The 17,850-nt window shown below is 43.5% G+C and carries 18 protein-coding genes; 10 read left to right on the top strand and 8 right to left on the bottom strand.

What is annotated here, in order from left to right:
- Positions 1 to 6: 6 nt before the first annotated feature.
- The 4 genes from ABIB50_RS06185 to ABIB50_RS06170 form a co-directional block, all read right to left on the bottom strand.
- Positions 7 to 1,209, bottom strand: coding sequence for a sugar transferase (locus ABIB50_RS06185; protein WP_429378153.1), 1,203 nt, complete (start codon positions 1,207 to 1,209; stop codon positions 7 to 9).
- Positions 1,206 to 1,616, bottom strand: a complete 411-nt coding sequence (locus tag ABIB50_RS06180; protein WP_429378151.1) for a response regulator transcription factor — start codon at positions 1,614 to 1,616, stop codon at positions 1,206 to 1,208. Before ABIB50_RS06180 ends, ABIB50_RS06185 begins: the two co-directional genes overlap by 4 nt.
- A 163-nt stretch (positions 1,617 to 1,779) precedes the next feature.
- The gene (locus ABIB50_RS06175; RefSeq protein ID WP_429378149.1) at positions 1,780 to 2,592 is read right to left on the bottom strand and encodes a glycosyltransferase family 2 protein; all 813 of its coding nucleotides are present in this window, start codon (positions 2,590 to 2,592) and stop codon (positions 1,780 to 1,782) included.
- Between the two features lie 528 nt (positions 2,593 to 3,120).
- Complete coding sequence (locus tag ABIB50_RS06170; RefSeq protein WP_429378148.1) at positions 3,121 to 4,248, bottom strand: restriction endonuclease; 1,128 nt, start codon at positions 4,246 to 4,248, stop codon at positions 3,121 to 3,123.
- Positions 4,249 to 4,275: 27 nt separating this feature from the next.
- Between ABIB50_RS06170 and ABIB50_RS06165 the strand changes: the two genes are divergently transcribed.
- Positions 4,276 to 5,244 carry a DUF4238 domain-containing protein gene (locus tag ABIB50_RS06165; RefSeq protein WP_429378146.1) on the top strand — a complete coding sequence of 323 codons (969 nt, stop codon included), beginning with the start codon at positions 4,276 to 4,278 and terminating at the stop codon, positions 5,242 to 5,244.
- Here the strand turns inward: ABIB50_RS06165 and ABIB50_RS06160 are convergent.
- Positions 5,241 to 5,735 (bottom strand): hypothetical protein, encoded by a 495-nt coding sequence (locus tag ABIB50_RS06160; protein WP_429378145.1) that lies wholly within the window; start codon positions 5,733 to 5,735, stop codon positions 5,241 to 5,243. The genes ABIB50_RS06165 and ABIB50_RS06160 overlap by 4 nt on opposite strands.
- 1 nt (position 5,736) lies before the next feature.
- A complete protein-coding gene (locus ABIB50_RS06155) occupies positions 5,737 to 8,007 on the bottom strand; it encodes a hypothetical protein (RefSeq protein WP_429378144.1) in 2,271 nt (756 codons plus the stop codon).
- A 48-nt stretch (positions 8,008 to 8,055) separates the two neighbouring features.
- On the opposite strand from ABIB50_RS06155, the gene ABIB50_RS06150 reads away from it, so the two are divergent.
- Positions 8,056 to 8,826 (top strand): hypothetical protein, encoded by a 771-nt coding sequence (locus tag ABIB50_RS06150; protein WP_429378142.1) that lies wholly within the window; start codon positions 8,056 to 8,058, stop codon positions 8,824 to 8,826.
- Here ABIB50_RS06150 and ABIB50_RS06145 read toward each other — a convergent pair.
- Both ABIB50_RS06145 and ABIB50_RS06140 read right to left on the bottom strand, forming a co-directional pair.
- Complete coding sequence (locus ABIB50_RS06145) at positions 8,823 to 9,683, bottom strand: hypothetical protein (RefSeq protein ID WP_429378140.1); 861 nt, start codon at positions 9,681 to 9,683, stop codon at positions 8,823 to 8,825. The two genes, ABIB50_RS06150 and ABIB50_RS06145, sit on opposite strands and share 4 nt — an antisense overlap.
- 2 nt (positions 9,684 to 9,685) lie before the next feature.
- Positions 9,686 to 11,143 carry a hypothetical protein gene (locus tag ABIB50_RS06140; protein ID WP_429378139.1) on the bottom strand — a complete coding sequence of 486 codons (1,458 nt, stop codon included), beginning with the start codon at positions 11,141 to 11,143 and terminating at the stop codon, positions 9,686 to 9,688.
- Positions 11,144 to 11,202: 59 nt separating this feature from the next.
- Between ABIB50_RS06140 and ABIB50_RS06135 the strand changes: the two genes are divergently transcribed.
- The 8 genes from ABIB50_RS06135 to ABIB50_RS06100 all read left to right on the top strand — a co-directional run bounded on the left by ABIB50_RS06135 (position 11,203) and on the right by ABIB50_RS06100 (position 17,848).
- Positions 11,203 to 11,613 (top strand): hypothetical protein, encoded by a 411-nt coding sequence (locus ABIB50_RS06135; RefSeq protein ID WP_429378137.1) that lies wholly within the window; start codon positions 11,203 to 11,205, stop codon positions 11,611 to 11,613.
- Positions 11,614 to 12,372: a DUF6615 family protein gene (locus ABIB50_RS06130; protein WP_429378136.1), complete on the top strand. Its 759-nt coding sequence runs from the start codon at positions 11,614 to 11,616 to the stop codon at positions 12,370 to 12,372.
- 2 nt (positions 12,373 to 12,374) lie between these two features.
- The gene (locus ABIB50_RS06125) at positions 12,375 to 12,986 is read left to right on the top strand and encodes a hypothetical protein (RefSeq protein WP_429378135.1); all 612 of its coding nucleotides are present in this window, start codon (positions 12,375 to 12,377) and stop codon (positions 12,984 to 12,986) included.
- 41 nt (positions 12,987 to 13,027) lie between these two features.
- On the top strand, positions 13,028 to 13,552 hold the full coding sequence (locus ABIB50_RS06120; RefSeq protein ID WP_429378133.1) for a hypothetical protein: 525 nt from the start codon (positions 13,028 to 13,030) through the stop codon (positions 13,550 to 13,552).
- Between the two features lie 68 nt (positions 13,553 to 13,620).
- Positions 13,621 to 14,454, top strand: a complete 834-nt coding sequence (locus tag ABIB50_RS06115; RefSeq protein WP_429378132.1) for a DUF5677 domain-containing protein — start codon at positions 13,621 to 13,623, stop codon at positions 14,452 to 14,454.
- Between the two features lie 10 nt (positions 14,455 to 14,464).
- Positions 14,465 to 16,003: an LA2681 family HEPN domain-containing protein gene (locus ABIB50_RS06110; protein ID WP_429378130.1), complete on the top strand. Its 1,539-nt coding sequence runs from the start codon at positions 14,465 to 14,467 to the stop codon at positions 16,001 to 16,003.
- Between the two features lies 1 nt (position 16,004).
- Positions 16,005 to 17,060, top strand: a complete 1,056-nt coding sequence (locus ABIB50_RS06105) for a hypothetical protein (RefSeq protein ID WP_429378129.1) — start codon at positions 16,005 to 16,007, stop codon at positions 17,058 to 17,060.
- On the top strand, positions 17,057 to 17,848 hold the full coding sequence (locus tag ABIB50_RS06100) for a DUF2971 domain-containing protein (RefSeq protein WP_429378127.1): 792 nt from the start codon (positions 17,057 to 17,059) through the stop codon (positions 17,846 to 17,848). The genes ABIB50_RS06105 and ABIB50_RS06100 overlap by 4 nt, the downstream gene beginning before the upstream one ends.
- Positions 17,849 to 17,850: the final 2 nt, after the last annotated feature.

Raw genomic sequence — 17,850 nt, 5'->3', positions numbered from 1 at the left:
CGCAAATTACACACTTTCTTTCTGAAACAATGCGGGAATAGTTTTCAGGATCAGTTTAAGATCATTCTTAAGACTATAGGTTTGTGCATAAACGTTGTCCAGCATCAGGCGCTCTTCTTCGCTCATTTCGCCCTTGCCGCGTTTTTCTACCTGCCATAAACCAGTTATACCTGCAGGTGCGGCAAACCTCAAGATGTATTTATCGGTAGTTAATTTTTCTGCCTCATAAAGCGGCAGCGGCCTGTTGCCCACAATGCTCATATCGCCAATGATAACATTCCACAGCTGCGGCAGCTCGTCTATACTGGTGTTGCGGATAAAAGCGCCCACCTTGGTTATACGAGGATCGTTCTTGATCTTGAAGAATGCAGAGCCTGCGCTTGACTTTTTTTTTCCCTGGAATTCCTTTTCGCAAAATTGTAGGTTGTCTGCAAAGATAGGATATTGGCATTTGCCGTAGGTCGTGCAATCAACACATAAACCCCGCTCCACCACGGGTCTGTCCGTTTTGTTGGTATCAGCGTCAATATTATATTGATTCAAATGCTTCAAGTCCTTTATACGCTGGTCGGCATTAACATACATCGACCTGAATTTGTAAAACTTAAATACCCGGTATCCTGTACCTACGCGTAATGAATAATAAAACGCAGGCCCCTTTGATTCAAGCCTTATCAGGATATAAACGATTAGAAACAGTGGTGAAAGCGCCAGTAAGGCGCCGCCTGCAAAAATCAGGTCAAAAATGCGTTTACCAATTTCGATAGTGCGTATAGGCGGAGCGACGGCTTCTAAGTTATTTTTTAGTTGCGTCCAATTCTCAATCAAAAAGATTATCCGCTTTTCAATACGGGCAGCAGATCTAAGCGGCAGCTTAAAAACATCAGTAACTCCGCCTTCAAGTGCCAGCTTACGCAGGTTCACGTTAAGATGGTTTACTATCAGGAAAAAAGGCACCGAAGCAAGATTCTTTTTTTTCAGGGTCTCGATTAGTGTTAATCCCGCAGGCCCCATTATCTCGCTGTTTGATATGATGGCTACAATGGGCAGGTTATCGCTTATCCAGGCTGTAGCCATTTTCATTCCGTTCTCGAAATGAACCACTTTCCTGTCACCCAGATCATAGCCGGCAAATGCAGCAGTAAGCTCATTATCAAATCCTACCAATGCTATTATTGGCGGCTGACCCTTAATGATCGTATCGCTCATAAATTAGATATCAACCTGCCGCTACGTCTTAAAACAACATTAATCCTCGACTTTAACTCGGCGGGATTAAATGGCTTTACAATAAAATCGTCTGCCCCGGCATCCAGGCACGCAACCCGTTTTTCTGAGCTATCCTCACCAGAAAGAATAATGATAGGCACCGAATTAAAAAAGTCGCTCAATTTTGTTTGCTCAATAAGCGCAAGCCCGCTTAGATTTGGTGTGTTCAAGTCGGATATGATCAGGTCCGGCAGGTTGCCGCTTTGCATAAAAGCCAGGGCTTCCATACCATCAGCCTTCATTATGATCTCGTACGTAGCACTTAAAAATTTCTGCAGTATAGCCTGCATGAATTGGTCGTCTTCAACTATAAGGATCTTTATCTGGCTGTTGTTGGAAAAACTCATAATACTTTGAAAATTTAAGACACTACTTGCGCTAACATATTTGTCCCTTGTACGTAGCTTGTAACATTAAGTTAGCGATTTTGTTATTATATATCGTTAGCGATTTTTTAAATAAATATAGGTTAAAAAATTGCTTATTACGCAACACCGATCGGTAAGTTTTTTAATTAATATTGAATAAGCGTTTTAACCGCTTGCCCACCGCTTGCCACAAGCCGCCGTCAATTTGTATCCGTCGGTCGGTAGTCCAGACAATGGCATTCGGCTTACGCACGCGATACATTTTTCCAAACCCTTTTTGAGTTAGTTTTAATGCCAGGAAACCATCCTCATTAGTGCCGGGCGGATGATTAAACCCGTCAACCTTCAAACCTTGCTCGCGCCTGAAGCCCGAGTTAAAACCATACACGTTAACTGCCTCTGTCTTTTTAAAGTTGTTATAAAAGCGCGTAAGATCAGCCAACCCTTCGTAAAAATAATAGGTGACACGCCCGGTGCTGCCAATAGGTATAAATGAGAACCGCCCGTAAGTTATAGCCACGTTCTGGTTATTTATCAAAGGTTTGCTCATTTCTTCTATCCAGTCTTTAGGATAAATGGTATCAGCATCAGCATTTAGAATATATTTCCCTGTTGCATAGCTAAGGCCTTTATTACGCGCATTAGTAATGCCCTGGTTGGTCTCATCTACACAGGTAACACCGCAGGCTTTTACAAGCGCTTCTGTATTGTCTTTTGAATTATTATTTACCACAATTATCTCGACCGGGTTGCTGGTTATATTATTGCAAAGCGATGCTAACGTAGGTACAATATTCTCCTCTTCGTTATAAGCAGGCATAACAACAGATATTAGCGGTGTACCAGTGACTAAGTTGTCATTATAAGCGGCCTTTATTGCATCAAGTGCAGCAATATCATTGCGGTTTATCTGTAAATACTTTTTTATATAAGCCGGAATGAAAATGGGTTTCATAGATAATGAGGTAAGTGCACTGTTGTTTAAACGGGATCTATAGCATAACAGTTACGAATGTAGTGATGTTTTAGATTTCATCTATCTATTAAATTTTAACGCTGGACATTTGGATGAACGCGGCGTTTTGCAAACCTGCGCGTTGGTTTAGATTGAAGTCTTATCAACCAAAAAGGAAGCATACCTTTATAATAACTTTAGTCGCTTTGGCTTTGTAGGATATACACACGAAAGGCATAAAACAAAAAAGCTTCACAATATGTGAAGCTTTTAGCGGAATGGACGGGACAGCAACCTATCCCTTATATCGTTAAAAATCAATGTTTTTACTTTCTAAACGCCTGGTGCTCACCAGATGCTCACCTATTTTTTGCAACTGATTGAATGCAAATGGATTAGATCAAAGTTATGAAAAAATACATTTTAACACAATTAAATTGCTTAGTTTTTTAAATTAAAGCAAGGGCCGGTCTGCGGATTAAGCCCCAAAATACTATTTCCATTTGGCTGTTCAGGACAATAACTCATTTAGGTCTTAGTTTTCATCCAGGCACTTAGCGTTACAAAGTCGATCAGGCTCATTTGATGCTCGAATTTGGACTGGAAAACTTTGGCATCCGGCGAGAAATAGGAACTGGTGATCACCATACCTGCCGTTGCGCGGTCGGCACTCATGCGCCCGACCAGATCACTGACCACACTGACACCAACCGGTCGGTTTGGTGCATAGTGTTTGCATTCGGCATAGATCATAAAGTTGCCGATATCGCTGCGGTTCATGATGATGAGATCTTTACCGCCATCACGGGTTTGCTGCGTTAATTGCACGTGGTACCCCCGTTCTTCGTAAAGCTCCGCGACCAACTCCTCGAACTGTCGCGGCGTTAAATGACGTATGGCTTCCGGTTTCCGTCCGATCCGATCTAAAAGCCGTTGGTTAACAAAACGCAAATCGGTAATAATCTCTGGCATATCCGCCAGGATAATACTGGGACGCTCCAGTTCTTCAATAATAATCTGGTTACGATACCTAAACTCCGGCACCTCGCCCAGGAAATAATGCAATTGCGTCAAAATATCCCCAGGGTTACCATTTCCCGCCCGTATCATACCCCTCAAATTAAAGGTCCGATCGGGAGGCTCATTGGCTTTGACCGAGTACATCTCCACCAATTCATCGACTTCTTTTGCATTCAACCCCCGCAAGCGCATCACCTCCGCGTTCGACTCAAACACCTTTTCATTAATTTGATTTTTGGCCGAAAGGATCACGCGAAAACCCCAATGACGTCCCTCTTTGAGCATGGTCGCCACTTTCTCCCGAATGGGCTTCGATAAAATTTGGTCAAAATCATCAATAATGACCAATTCCGGAAAGCCGTTCATGCCCGGACGTCTTAATCGCGACAACAAAAACGGCGCAAGTAAAGATTCATCCAGTTCTATCTCGTGCCCGCGCAACCAGGTGATCCCCAAATAAGCCACCGGATTCTTATCCCTGAAAGTCTGCAGCAACGCTGTCTTGCCGATACCCGATTCCCCATAAACAACCACATGTCCCCAAAACCGTTGCTGGGACAACTCATGGATCTCCCGCGCCCGCGTACGCTGGATAAGTTCCTTAAACTCTTCACTATTGGTGATATCGATTTTCATTCAGATATAAAGTTATATTTTTATACCATGAAACAGCATTTTCTGCCGCAATCATATCTTCGCGAATTTTGTAATGCAGAAAGTAAACTATTCACGCTAGATATTGACCTGCTCAAATTTAAACGCAAGGTATTCCCCGAACTCAAGACAACGGCCGAAGTTTGCAGAAGCAAAGATTTCTATACGATCAAAGGTGACTTCAAAACGCAGTTTCAGCACCTCAACGGTCTCGACCCATTATTTTTAGAAAAGAAGTTTCAAGAGTATGAACGTGAGTACCCCAAGATCATCGCCAAAATAAAAAGTCGGCAACCTGACCTACCATTGCAGGAGGCAGAGCTGTTCATGTATGCCATTATTGATATCAAGATTCGTAATCCCTATTTTCGAGAAACGGCTGTAGAATCCAAAAAAGAAACAGTCATAGATACTTTATTTGACAGTTACAGGACCGAATTAGCTAAACTAGAACTGACCGATCCGAGGCAAATTATACGAAAAGACGTAATGCTGGAGGAAATGGATAAAATGAAGGAAAAAATAATGACAGATGAAGACTTTGGACGCAAAACCCATTTGTCCTCCCTTGTATCGCGTCAAATGGAAACCAAAAACGTTCAACATAAAATATCCCAGCACCTGTTGCAATTCGAATGGCGCGTGCTGTACAGCCATAATGATTTTTTTACCACTGACAACCCTGGCGTAAGTATTGACCCCACTAACCGGCCACAAAACACAAAGTTCACGGATGAGTTTTTCTTTTTCATGCCGCTCACGCCACACCTGTGCCTGGTCATTTCATCAAAAACACCAGACAAAGCCTATAGGGTTGATGCCGCTAACAAACAAATTTATTATGCTGATGCCCCGAAACAAATGATCCATAAGATCAACGAACTACACGGCTTTCACGTCACCAAATACATCTTCTCCAACAACCAGCGGCTCATCGATATCATTGCCCAAAAAATCAATTTAACTGCGGGCCTTTAACGCTGATATCGAAAAAAAAGGTTTTTTTCGTCCATGAAAGAGAATTTGATAAACCCTTGTTCTGCAGCAGTTAATCCAAAATGTAAAGAATCAGATTCGTCTATCGTGTACCAAACCTCATCAATGTTATGAGTAGCTACCGAGGGTATTACATTTACCGTATTACACGGTGCTACCAAGTTCAAGGTTAATGAATTTTCCGTCCGACAGGCAGCAATGAATCTCAATAGATCTGAATAGGGTAAACGATTCCAGTCCGTAGCTGTCATTTTCGCACTAATGCAATCCGCGCCGCCGTGTGCAAGTATCGTAATCAACAATGATTCATGATCAGTATTAAAGCCAGCAAAAAACTCTTGGATCTGATCAATATCATTACTTGCGATATATTGGCCAATGGCGTAGTCTTTGGCAAGTTTCTGTTCGATACCCTGATAATTTATCGTAGCTCTATCAGCATCCCCTAAAAACAGCAACACTATTTTTTGCATTTTAAAAACGTTTAACTTCCGATAAATCATTTACGCTGCCCTGCTGATAGAAGTCTGAATACAACGCCAGCCTTACCAATTTTGCTTTGTTTTTCCAGCGCACCTCAACGTTTAATTCTAATGCCAGGATTACCGAAGTGGCCAATACATCCGGTTTTTCATTGGGGAAAAGTGGTTTGAGCTGTGGTTGTTCATTAAGATCGACTACCGCTGCGTAAAGTTCGACAGCCTGACTAACACGAGTTAAATCAAATCGGTCAATTTCTGCTTCTTCCGGCTGGTGAAAGACAAATGAGGGCAAATCAGCCTTTTTGATAACAATAAATGAACTGCGCATAGCAGAATGGTCGACGTGGTCGACCTTAAGGATCGGAATCCCTTTGTATGTATTTTCGGTCAATCGATCAATACCGTGCTGGCGCAGGACATCTTCTATTGAAATGCCGAAATTAAGCAATACATGCAGGCGGGGATTTAAATGGAGCCTATCGATAGCCTCAAAAAATTGCGGCGCACGAAACAAGTATGTTTGGACTGCTTTGCTGCGAAATAGCCCGGTTAACTCGCGTGTAAAGCCACTGGTTATTTCACCGGCAAAAAAGGAATCATAATTCATGTAAGTGACTCCCTGATCCCTGGAAAATGCAGCTTTCTGATAAAGCATGTAGCCGCCTTTAATACGACTTGATTCAAATTGCGCTGTGATCAATTGCTCATTTAAAATATTGTGATAGCTTTCAATCCGCCCCTCGATAATCCTAGCTGATGTTTCGCGGAAGGTAGTCTTCTTATCTGCTTCAGCCCGTTGCTCCACTTCGGCGGCAGCGTAGGCAGCCTCGGTTTGCTCGATCAATTCGTTGATTATTGCAGCGGGTGTTGGCTTGTTATGCAAAGCTGCCCAGTTTTCGTCAATCACCTCATAACCGAGTGTGTCGAGCAATTTCTTGTTTTTCTGAATTTCTTCAAGTAATTTTTTAAAGTATGGGAGTTGCTGTATCCAAATCGTTCTTTCTTCTTGGGTACGTGGGCCCTGTGGCTGCGATACCGGTTCATAACCATACCATTGCGAAACCAGAAAGTATTGCCTTATAAAAAGCAGCGCAGTATATTTCGCAATAAATTGGCGGCTAAGGAATTCGCCTTGAATACCATCCTGACCGGGAAATTGGTATCGTCCGATATAAAATAGGCCATCATTCGTCCAAAACCGAAAAAATAAGTTTAAAACCATATTCATCGTCAAGGGCATTAGTTCATAACGAACCGGAATGCTTGTTGTATGGTTAAATAAACGCTTTAATAATTCGTAACGCTTTTCGAACAGCAACATGCCACCGAGCGCTACATGGAACTCAAAGAACTGTTGGCGTTCACGCTCACGCTGGTCAACTGCTTGTTGGTTTAAGATCAGCCTCGGGTTTTCGTGGTCGTGATCCCAGGGCAGCGGTGCCAACGCGGTCGTCACTAACTGATGCGAATTCTGCCAGAATTCTTCGACAAAATCCTCACGGTCCAACCTGAGCATTAAGGTAAGATTGTTCCAAAGCCACGCATAGGTAAGTTCGTCGATCATACTGTGCTCCCGGCTACCTATAAGCCAGCGGCCACTGGCAGCTGCAAAACCCACGTTCCGAACCTTCCAGTAATCCGATTTGCTGCTCCTATAAATCGTATCATAGACCATTTCATAATAAGCTACGGGATACTTGACGGGTTCTTCTCCAGTCTCCGTCCGCCAATTAATAAACAGTTGTCCAAAATGCGCACGCAACGTTGCGACTAGCTCTGCATCCTGGATGTCAATCCCAAAAAAGAGCAGTACTGTCAGCGCCTTGAAGATCAGCCTATCTTCGTTGTCGCTCTGGCGGCGAAGCCAGGCCGCCAGAGCTGGCGGTACGTAAAACTGAAATACACGGCGGGTAAACAAGAAAAAAGAAATCAGCAGCAAGCCGGTTACTATCGACAGCAGGATCTCAACCCAGTCATGAAAAAAGAATTGTGGCTTATCTACGGGAAAGGGCTTCCAATTAACGATCCAGATAATCTGCACGGCAGCTACCGCAATTGCAGCGATCATTAGCGACTGGAAAGCACGAAACTCTATGCACCGGCGAAAAAGTTGTACTATAGTAACACTTTTGTACTTTTCATCGAGCCGGGTAACTACACCTAACGATATCGGGTATGCCAGGCCAAGAATGGCTATGATAAAATAAATACTAGTGTCGTTGATAGGCATCGGTTTATCTCGATAATAATCGAAGGTACGCATTTTTGATTGCGATTATTCGGTAAGGGTGGCGATATTGCTGCTGATATTATGGAAGGAAATTTTACGGCATGGTATGTAAATGAGCTGGAGTTTCGGCAAACCGTGGCTTCTCGGCAAAAGTATGAGGCAGGCTATCCGCCCTATATGACAATCCGTGTTTATAAACAGTTCAACGAACAAACGTTTGAAGGTGTGATCTGCATGGCCAATGATTTTCACCGGGAAAAATGTATCAACAAGAAAACTGTCCGAACAAATGGGATTTACCAAGATTATGAAACCCGGAAACCGGGATATTTTACATTTAACGGCCTGGATTTTTTTAAGATCACCAGCACGTCTCAAGCCAGTGGCGACGAAGGGTTGATCTTTTTTACATTCCGGTTCATTAATCTAGCCGCTTATACCGAAAAAGATACCGCCTTTATGGTCATGCCGTTTGCATATCCCAGCCTAAATGCTTTTTACCGCAAGCACGTTAAGGACTATCTGCAATCCAGTACACTGGGCATTTCCGTCCTTCGCGCCGACGACTTTACCGGCACGGACATCATCGCCGATACCATCCTGGAGCAAATTCAAAAAGCCGAATTTATTATTTGCGATATCACCAACTGCAACAAAAACGTATTCTTCGAGATCGGCTATGCCAAAGGCATCGGTAAAGACATCATCTTCCTGTTGGAACAAAACAAACCCGCAGACTTTTTCGATGTCAACCACATACGAAGAATTGAATATAGCTACGAACGCCCGCAAGAATTTGAAAAACTACTGGATGCTACTTTAATGAGTGTGAGAAATTCGAGAGGGATTTAGCCTTCCTCAAACAGCTTCTGATTGGTCCTTCCCATCACCTCTTCGATGTGGGTAAAGTCGCCATATTTCGTAAATGTGTTCATGAACCGGGTAAATTCAAGATTATTAGTATCGACGTCTGCGATTTTAAGATCAAAATTAAAAAACTCCATCAGCCGGTAGATGCTGAAATAAGGTTGCCCATTCGGCCAATTAACCTGCAAATGAGCGTTCCCCCGGTCTGCGTTTAGGTCAATATAGACCACTATGACATACCGTTCGGTAATATCGCTGTTGTAATAAGGAATACGTACCGTGAGCCATTGGCTTAAGAAAGGTTTTTCAGCACTGAGATCATCCAGCGCACGTCGAAGGTTTTTTAATTTGATGCCCGGCGTATCCGCTTGCAGGTTCTTTTTTGGATAGAGGGAATGAACAATTTTGGTTCCACGGTAAAGAATTAAGATAAAGTCTTTCATTTCGCCATTTGAAGCGCAAAAACGAGCCGAATGTCCGGTATATTTCACGAACAGTTCGCCATCCGCGTGTTCTTTGGTATCGATCTGTCCACTCCGATAAAGATCGTCCGCAACTGGCACCCAATCAAATATCGGCAAACCAGAGGACTGGAAACGGCTCGGATTACCCAGAGCGCCTTCGCCGAAATAAAAATCGTTGGAATAATAAGCATGCCTGTTAATGATATGCGCCCAGCCCGTATCCCGGTTACCGTGGATGTGGATCAGGCCAATCGGCGAAACGCGTAAAACGCCGTACCAGTCTTTCTTCATGGACGCCAATATACCCATTTGCCATATTGGGTCAGCGGCACTGTTTTCCACCCATTTGATCAGTTCCGGCGTCAGGTAGTTTTTCATGGTTACCAGCTAATTTCTCCTTTTTTGGATATTTGTTGGGTAACCCGGTAATCCTTGAAACGTGCCAGCGAAATGTATTCCGGGTGCTGTCCCTGCACAGCTGCCTGATTATAACCGGTTTCGGTAATTTCAAACTGAATTACTTTTTCGAGTTGAAAGTCGCGGTCTATAACAGCAGGTTTTACAGCAAAGTTAAAAGTCTTAAAACCGTTGCCGACGCTAGGGTATAAAATGCAATCATAATTGAACGCTGGGTTTGGATCAGCGATCTTAAAAATATGTTCTGAAAATAATGCCGACAGCATGTACTCCAGCTTATGGCTGACCGGTTTTGCATATTCCCGCGATAATAATTTAATGTAATAATGAAAGAATTTCAAGAGCGCAGGATGGTAGGATTGCTCCATTTCGCGCACATTTTTGTTCGCTTCTTTAACTTCAGGATTGGCTTCAATCGTTGCTTCATCATGCACGATTGGATAACCGATGAAATCCCGTTGAACTTCAGGTCGCCAAACACCAATGCTTACCAATTTCCCGACTTCGGGACGTATTTCCTTTAGGGCCGCGTCGACAGTCTGAGCCGCATAGAAAACAGTGGTTTCAGCGGTATTCGCCCGGTTATATACATTTTTGTCCTTTACAATTTTTAACGGCGGATAACTTAAAAAGCCGGAATGCGTTATCGGTTCATTCCTGCCGGTCACTTCTTCGTTGACGACCAACCTGTAAAGTCGGGTAATATTGACGTCATCGCTTAACAGTGTTAAACTGCGAAAGGCGTAAAGAATATAATTTTCAAAATCCTTGACTTCCTGAACCCTGAATGAACCATAATCCAGCAAGGTTAATTTATTATCAAGTTCATTATAAAATTCGCTTAAACCCTCAAAGGTTTTTAATTCTTCGCTTGATACTTGCTGCCCCATGTGCAATTTGTGCGAGATCAGCTGTTCTTCGGTGTGATGTATGTTTTCTTTAAATTGTTTTGCTTCAGGAATAGGCGGCAAATCCCTGAATTGATTCAGGTTCATTCTTCCTGCAGCTTTAAATTCCTTTACAGGTTCCTCCCAGATATCTACGGTTGCTTGTAAGGTGGGTAATACTTCACTTACCTGCGGTTTGGCGATCTTATGGTGTAAAAGGGTTGTTTGGCGGGTGCGCTCATGAAACAGTTGCGCATAAGCGAAAGCGGCCGTATCGACCAACGGGAAAAGATCTGCGGCACAAACCGGGTCTTGGGTTTCCTTTATTTTGAAAGTTGAGACGGTGTCCGATAAAAATACTACCCCATTAAACGAATTAGTGTAGGTATTTTTTATAGCCACATGAAACAACAAACCTGATTCAAAAGTTGGGCGGGACAAATTAAATCCGTACAAAAATTCAGGCGTATTTTGTCCCAGGAACTTTTCATCTTTTTCATGCAACCATTGCCGCACTTGAACTGGATATGACAAATTTTCATCCACAATTAAAGGTAGCTATAAATGCCTATATTTAACCAAACCTTATCCAAATGGCTATTTATGGAATTGGCGCTTATTATAACCGTGATGTCAGCTCAGACTTCAAAAATCACGGCGTTATCGGAACCGGTTGGGATATTACCGAAGCTCCCGACCTGCATGAATATTTTCGCATCCTGGAACCAGGGGACATCGTGTACCTCAAATCTGCCGCGTTCGGCGCACAGGTAACGGTGAAAGGTGTTGGTTTGGTCGAAGGCCCGCAACTCATCAGCGGAACCTACGGCTCTACCCGAATTGAAATTGGCCGCCGTGTTCAATGGCTCAACAAATCTATCTTTAAATTAAACAAAGTCCGGGGAAAGAATAATGTACGGTCGAATACTTTATATAGGGAAACGCATCCGGACCATATTACTACCATCATGCGACTTGTAGAACAAGGGCTTAATCGTTTATAAATGAATATCTGTCAAACCTTTAAAGACTTGGCTCATAAAACCTGGGCAATGCTTGCCACTTCGCGGGCTGTGGTTTATCCGATGCAGGAGGAAACATTCACTGATCTTCACCTGCTTCACTTTAAACAGCATCACCCGGAAATTAAGATAGTCAATTTTACCAAATGGCAGGAAGGGCAAAACGGTGCGGATTGGGAATGGTGGCTCAAAATACCTGATGGACGCTGGATCGGCTATCGGGTGCAGGCCAAAGTGCTCGACGTCTGGACCGAGTCATTCGAGCAATTATATTATCGCAAGGATAAGTCATCGATTTCTCAATGTGATAAGCTGATCGCCGAAGCAAAAGCCGACAAAAGCAATCCTTGTATTCCGCTTTACGTTCTTTACCTGCATAGTGAAGATTACCCGAAGTACTTAACCAATGATTACGGTTGTTCACTCATAAGTGCATATTCGGTCAGATCAGCAAAAGGTGTAAAAACAACCGCTTTGGCAGACTGGAAAGATGATCTAATTCCTTGGCACGAACTCATTTGCCCCAAATTGGGCGCTGGCCGCTCCTGGGTTGGGTCGATGCGCCGCTTTCTGGACAAAGCTGTAGCTCCGCCTAAAGAGAAATCCGTGGGTAGTTTTATCACAGACCAGCCGCCAGTCTATGTTTATCAGGGTTTGAATAGCGATTATGGATTGATACAATCGGATAACAATTCCCACAACATAGCAGGTGCTGTTATTTTTGACCTTTCTAATTATTGATAATGGCTTTCCAGACACTCAGTAGCTACCAGGAAGAACAACATCCTTGGCCACCATACGTTCCAAAAGGGGCGACCAAACTATTATTAGGCACGTTTCCGACTGTTGCCGAAAACCATCGTTTCGAGTTTTTTTACCCATCGCCAAAAAATCGTTTCTGGCCAGTCATGTCAGCGTTAGCGGAGTGTCCGTTAACCCATTTTGCAGGTCAAGAGGCAGTTCGGGAGCGCCGGGAAATATTACAAGAGTTACGGTTGGCAGTTACGGATATTGGCCTTCGCGTGCTTCGCCAAAACGAAAGCGCACTTGATCATAACCTCTTTCCGCTTGAATTCTTTGATGTTTTTGCGTTGATCGAAGCCAATCCTTCAATAGATACCATCATTTTAACAAGCAGCGGTAAAGGCAACAGTGTGCTGACTTGGTTTTCCGCTTATTGTGAGCTAAACACGATAACCTTTAAACACCTTGATGAAAATATTCCGTGGGAAACAAATATACGAGTCAACAAACGCGATTTAAAAATAGTTGTCGCCTATTCGACATCCAGTATCTACCGCAGATTGGATATCCCTAAATTAATTGAACATTATCGGCCAATCCTAACACAATGATTACTTACGGACAACAATTGGAGACTTTGCTGGAAAAAGTCATGACAGCCGAACAAGTTGCGCAGTTTTTTGACTATGAGATTAGCGTCGCTGAAACCCAATTGATCAGCGACACCGCCAAGGAAGTGCTGGCACTGGCTCCTTCGCAGGGCTTTAATTGTGCCGCCATGAGTGCGGCCTGGGGTGCAATGGTCATGGCCCATTCCAGCATACCAACACAAATCGTATGTGGACACCTGGACTGGCGCAGCCGGCGTATTTTTAACTATATAAAGCCTATCCCAACACCTGAAGAATCTATGAAGGAATTGGAGCTTTGGGACGGGCACTGTTGGGTAGCATTCGGGGGGCTCATCGGTGATGCGTCATTAAGTCGAACGGTAAGGTATGGCAAAGTCCCCGGATCATTCAAAGCACATATATTAACGCTACTGGGGCCCAATGCCGGGCCGTTCTGTGCGACTGCGGAACAAATGCAAAGTGCCGACCTAACCTATATTCCTTGCGCTTTGTTGAATGATCCGCAAATTGATGGCCTGTTAGCTGGCTTTTTGCCGCAGCGATAAACAAAGTTTCAACTGCGCAAATAGGCTGCGCGGCAATATCTTTAATTTGTCTGAAATTTATAATTTGAATGATGGCCACCGAAGAAGATTTACAACATGAACAGGATTTCGATGAACTTATCCTCGCGTTTATTACCATCGGCAATAAATTGCAAGGTACTGAGAATGTCCTTCAAACCAAGAATTTAATGTATGCGGAAGGTTTGGGGCGGAAAATTCTGCAGCACACATTATCAGTAAAATATTTAGCTGGAGGTTTTGCGCTAACGGCGAAAGGCAATAGTTATGAACCGCAAGTCGATTTTTCGTCCGTATGTATTTTGTCCCGCGCGGCTTTGGAAACCTATTTAACCTTCAATCACGTGTATGTGCAGCCGGACAACCCAGCCGAACACCAGTTTCGCTTCGACAGCTGGGACTATGCAGGTTATGTTGAAAGGCAGCGATTTAGCACCAGAACTCCGGAGACCCTGGCCAAGCAACAACAAGAAGCTGTTCTGAGCCAGGTTCTTAAAACAGAGATTGAACAAAGCCCGGTTTATCAAACCTTGAATCGAGCCGAACAACGCGAGCTGAGTAAAGGCAATTGGCGCGGTCAGCAAAGTTGGTCCTCATTGGCGATAAATGCAGGCTTCAGCAAATCATTTTTCGACGATCAATACAAGTTTTTATGCGGACACGCGCATTCGAGTCGCCTAAGTGTCATCCAAATACAGCAAGTAACCGATCTGAAAGGGCAAAAAGAAATGGCAATGGCCTCCGCAGCTACTTTAATGTGCGTGCTGGCTAAATATATGTATGATTATATCCGCCTTATCCCGGAACTAAACGCACTTGTCGATAAAAAGTCAAGAGAGTATTACCTGTTGGACGTCTGGCGCCGTGTCGGAAATAAACTTTAATCTCAAGAACATGCTGAGCGACAGAAATTATGCCGAACTACTTGCCCTTGACCCTAGGACCCATTCTGATCTTGAAAAGGTCGGTTATATTGGTGACCTTTTTGACTACTCCTACGAGAATAATGATACCAAAGGCACGGAGAAAGGGCTAAGTTTATCGGAAACGGTAAAGATCAAGGAACTACCGCCTATAGAACAGGCTAAACTCCATTATTATTTGGCAAATGGCTGGTCGCAAATGCGTTATTTCAATCGTTTTGAACAGTCGGACAGCTGGGATTATGACCAGGTAGAATTGACCGGGGAAATCTTTCATTTAAGGAGCTGTTTGCGTAATGGAGCTTTTGATGAATTGCAAAAAGAATTACGCTGCCAGGCTTATACCAACATGGGCAATCACTTTTCGCATGTCGGGCGTTTTGTCGAAGCCCAGCAAATGTGGCGCAACGCGCTGGAGATCATTCCTCATTTTGGAATGGCGCTGGGCAATATGGGTCAAGGCTATTTCTACTACGGACGCGCGCTATACGACAATGGTCATCACAATATTTTTATTTTTCAAACTTACCAATATCTAATTCGTGCAATCCAACTTAAAAAGCAATTGCACCCTGGTGCTTACGATGCTTGGAAAAAACTCAGCGATCAGATTGCGGAACGTTACCCAGCTACCTATTTAACGCACGACCATGATTTTAATAGGTTTGATTTGGGCAAAGATCCAAAGCTTCGATCTTACCGCCGGTGGTGCTTAGACCAATATTTATACATCAATCCACTCAATGACATCGGCCCGGTCACTACGGCTTGCCATGATATTTTGCATTTGCCTTCGATGACCGTAGCTGCCGGTGATCCACCGAAGTACCATACCTTGTTCAACCAAATCAAGCAGGAATATGCGACCGCCCGATTTCTATTTTATGAAGGGACACAACCCCATAAGCCGCATTTTTCGGATATGGATGTTAACCTGGTCGATACACTGGAATATGCCGAATATTCTTTTCACATGGAAAAGGTGAAGATCACTTACCGTCTGATTTATTCTCTGTTTGACAAAATCGCCTATTTACTTAATGATTATTTGCAGATCGGGTTAAATCGCAAAAAAATCAGCTTCAGAAGTTTATGGCATGAAGATGTTAAAGGTAAAAAAACACTGCGTCAACGTTTTCAAAACAATACAAATATCGCCCTGCGAGGTTTGTACTGGCTGAGCAAGGACCTTTACAATGCGGAAGACGAAGAAGCCCATTCCATCGTATTGGAACCCGATGCGCAGGAGTTAGCCGAAATCCGCAATCATATTGAGCACAAATCTTTCAAAGTCGTCCAATATGGAAATTGGGGTGGCGACGATCCCGACGGCTACACTTACGCAATTGACCGGGGTAAATTCGAACTCAAAACGCTCAAACTGATCAGCTTAATGCGTTCCGCTATTATTTACACGTCTTTAGCCATTCACCACGAAGAAAAGCAAAATCCAAAAGGGCCGGCATTACCAATGCCTTTTCCCGAGTATTTATTTACAGACAAAGTTTAATATGTGTATTTACCTGACAGGCCAAACCAACCTGCATTATAAAAAACAAGAACACATTATACCTGCCGGGCTTGGTGGCATGATGAAATTGGCCAACGGTGTTGTTTCCGATGAGTTTAACTATGCTATGTCCGGACTGGAAAAACAATATATGAGTGATTCCATTTTTGCAGGCTTTGCGCGTGTTACCGAGGGCCCTGGTAGAAGCGGCAGCTTATCAGACCAAAATCAAACTCGTTCAAATATACACGTACTGGTAAACAATACCGATGCTAAAGACGTCACTTTAGGGTACATCCAAAAGGGCGTTCCAATTAACCTACCGCAGTTTCGGTATGATATCCATACCAAAGCCATTCAGGTACAGCTCAAGAATGAACCTGGGATTCAAGAAAAAATTGACGAACTCATCGCCATCTGCAAATCCATCGCCACCATTAACACCACATTGATCACCTCTGACCTTATACCGGAAAATACCTTTTTATTTGGCTATAAAACAGAGAAAAAATATAACCGTGCATTTTTTGCAAGCAACCCAAAAGCGACCTTCAATTTTTCTAATGCGTTGCTCGAAGAGTTCGGCGAGAAACTGGTACTGGACCCGAACTCAGGTATCAAAAGCAGCAACCATGTGATATCTAACCGGACCAATTCGCTACAACCTGATTTTTACCGCATACCCGCTAAAATCGCTTTTAATTATTTAGCGCATCTTTATGGTGCTGATTACGTTCGTAATACCACCTTTGATGCTATACGATCATGGATCGCAGATGGTGGCGATAATCAATTTGTCAAGTTAACGCAGGAAAAAGACACAGCTATCCAAAATATCGTCGGGCTATTACCATCCTCGGCGCATGCAGTGTTCATCAGCGAAGGCGATGGACACATCTTCGGCCATGTGGTGATTTACGGTCACTGGATCAACCTCATCGTTCTGACCCGGAATGCGCCGGCAACCCATCGCAACCCTACACTAAAAGGCCTAATCTGTGATTGGAAAAACAGGAAAGAAATTGATTTAGACACGTTCTTAAATTCTCTAATATGAACGATATCCCCGGAATGCTCACCATCGCCAAGCTCAAAAAGCAATCTGCCGAAGATCTGCAGATCATTCTCAAGCAAGAGATTTATTATAAGTACGCCGGTTTCAATACCACTACCCAATTCATCCTGCCTAACCAAACCCTTCGGTTTTCCCGCCCGGCTGTTTTCAATGATCCGTTTGATTCAAACGAAGATTTATTAGACATTCACATTGACCCGGCATCGGTCAGAGACTTTGCCAAAAAAGACCTGGACAAATTCCCAAAGCAAATACAGGACAAACTCGTTGAACTGGCAACACATCCAGGCACTTACCGCGCAGCACTTCAAAAAGAAAAGGAACACTTTAAGATCTGTTGCTTTTCCACCAAACCTGATGATATCCTGATGTGGTCGCATTACGCTGATAAGCACACCGGCATTTGCCTCGGTTTTAAGTTCCCGGTCATGGGCAAAGAGTTTAGTATGTACCCGGTCCGCTATATTGACCAAATCCGAAAACTGCAAGGCATGGCCGATACCACGCTAATCTTTAATTATTGGCTTACCCGCAAACCACTCTGCTGGGCCTACGAATCAGAAATGCGTGCTGTATCACGCACCGGCATAGACGATATCAGCTATGCAAAAGAACAATTGAAAGAAGTTATTTTTGGTTGCCGGGTTACGGAACAACAAATCGCCGGTATCATTCAGCAAATGAAAGAACTCGGATTTGACAATATCGTCTTTAAGAAAATGGCCATTGATGCAGCCACATTTCTGCTTAAAGCTCAACCGCTGTATTAACT

The organism is Mucilaginibacter sp. UYCu711 (assembly GCF_050433825.1).
GTDB lineage: Bacteria > Bacteroidota > Bacteroidia > Sphingobacteriales > Sphingobacteriaceae > Mucilaginibacter.
Note: the sequence above shows the minus strand (reverse complement) of the source record. Positions and strands in the feature narration are given on the sequence as shown.

Bases quoted from the DNA above. Each gene is read 5' to 3' on its own strand.
- ABIB50_RS06185 (WP_429378153.1), bottom strand. From the start codon at position 1,209: ATGAGCGATACGATCATTAAGGGTCAGCCGCCAATAATAGCATTGGTA.
- ABIB50_RS06180 (WP_429378151.1), bottom strand. From the start codon at position 1,616: ATGAGTTTTTCCAACAACAGCCAGATAAAGATCCTTATAGTTGAAGAC.
- ABIB50_RS06175 (WP_429378149.1), bottom strand. From the start codon at position 2,592: ATGAAACCCATTTTCATTCCGGCTTATATAAAAAAGTATTTACAGATA.
- ABIB50_RS06170 (WP_429378148.1), bottom strand. From the start codon at position 4,248: ATGAAAATCGATATCACCAATAGTGAAGAGTTTAAGGAACTTATCCAG.
- ABIB50_RS06165 (WP_429378146.1), top strand. From the start codon at position 4,276: ATGAAACAGCATTTTCTGCCGCAATCATATCTTCGCGAATTTTGTAAT.
- ABIB50_RS06160 (WP_429378145.1), bottom strand. From the start codon at position 5,735: ATGCAAAAAATAGTGTTGCTGTTTTTAGGGGATGCTGATAGAGCTACG.
- ABIB50_RS06155 (WP_429378144.1), bottom strand. From the start codon at position 8,007: ATGCGTACCTTCGATTATTATCGAGATAAACCGATGCCTATCAACGAC.
- ABIB50_RS06150 (WP_429378142.1), top strand. From the start codon at position 8,056: ATGGAAGGAAATTTTACGGCATGGTATGTAAATGAGCTGGAGTTTCGG.
- ABIB50_RS06145 (WP_429378140.1), bottom strand. From the start codon at position 9,683: ATGAAAAACTACCTGACGCCGGAACTGATCAAATGGGTGGAAAACAGT.
- ABIB50_RS06135 (WP_429378137.1), top strand. From the start codon at position 11,203: ATGGCTATTTATGGAATTGGCGCTTATTATAACCGTGATGTCAGCTCA.
- ABIB50_RS06130 (WP_429378136.1), top strand. From the start codon at position 11,614: ATGAATATCTGTCAAACCTTTAAAGACTTGGCTCATAAAACCTGGGCA.
- ABIB50_RS06125 (WP_429378135.1), top strand. From the start codon at position 12,375: ATGGCTTTCCAGACACTCAGTAGCTACCAGGAAGAACAACATCCTTGG.
- ABIB50_RS06120 (WP_429378133.1), top strand. From the start codon at position 13,028: ATGACAGCCGAACAAGTTGCGCAGTTTTTTGACTATGAGATTAGCGTC.
- ABIB50_RS06115 (WP_429378132.1), top strand. From the start codon at position 13,621: ATGATGGCCACCGAAGAAGATTTACAACATGAACAGGATTTCGATGAA.
- ABIB50_RS06110 (WP_429378130.1), top strand. From the start codon at position 14,465: ATGCTGAGCGACAGAAATTATGCCGAACTACTTGCCCTTGACCCTAGG.
- ABIB50_RS06105 (WP_429378129.1), top strand. From the start codon at position 16,005: ATGTGTATTTACCTGACAGGCCAAACCAACCTGCATTATAAAAAACAA.
- ABIB50_RS06100 (WP_429378127.1), top strand. From the start codon at position 17,057: ATGAACGATATCCCCGGAATGCTCACCATCGCCAAGCTCAAAAAGCAA.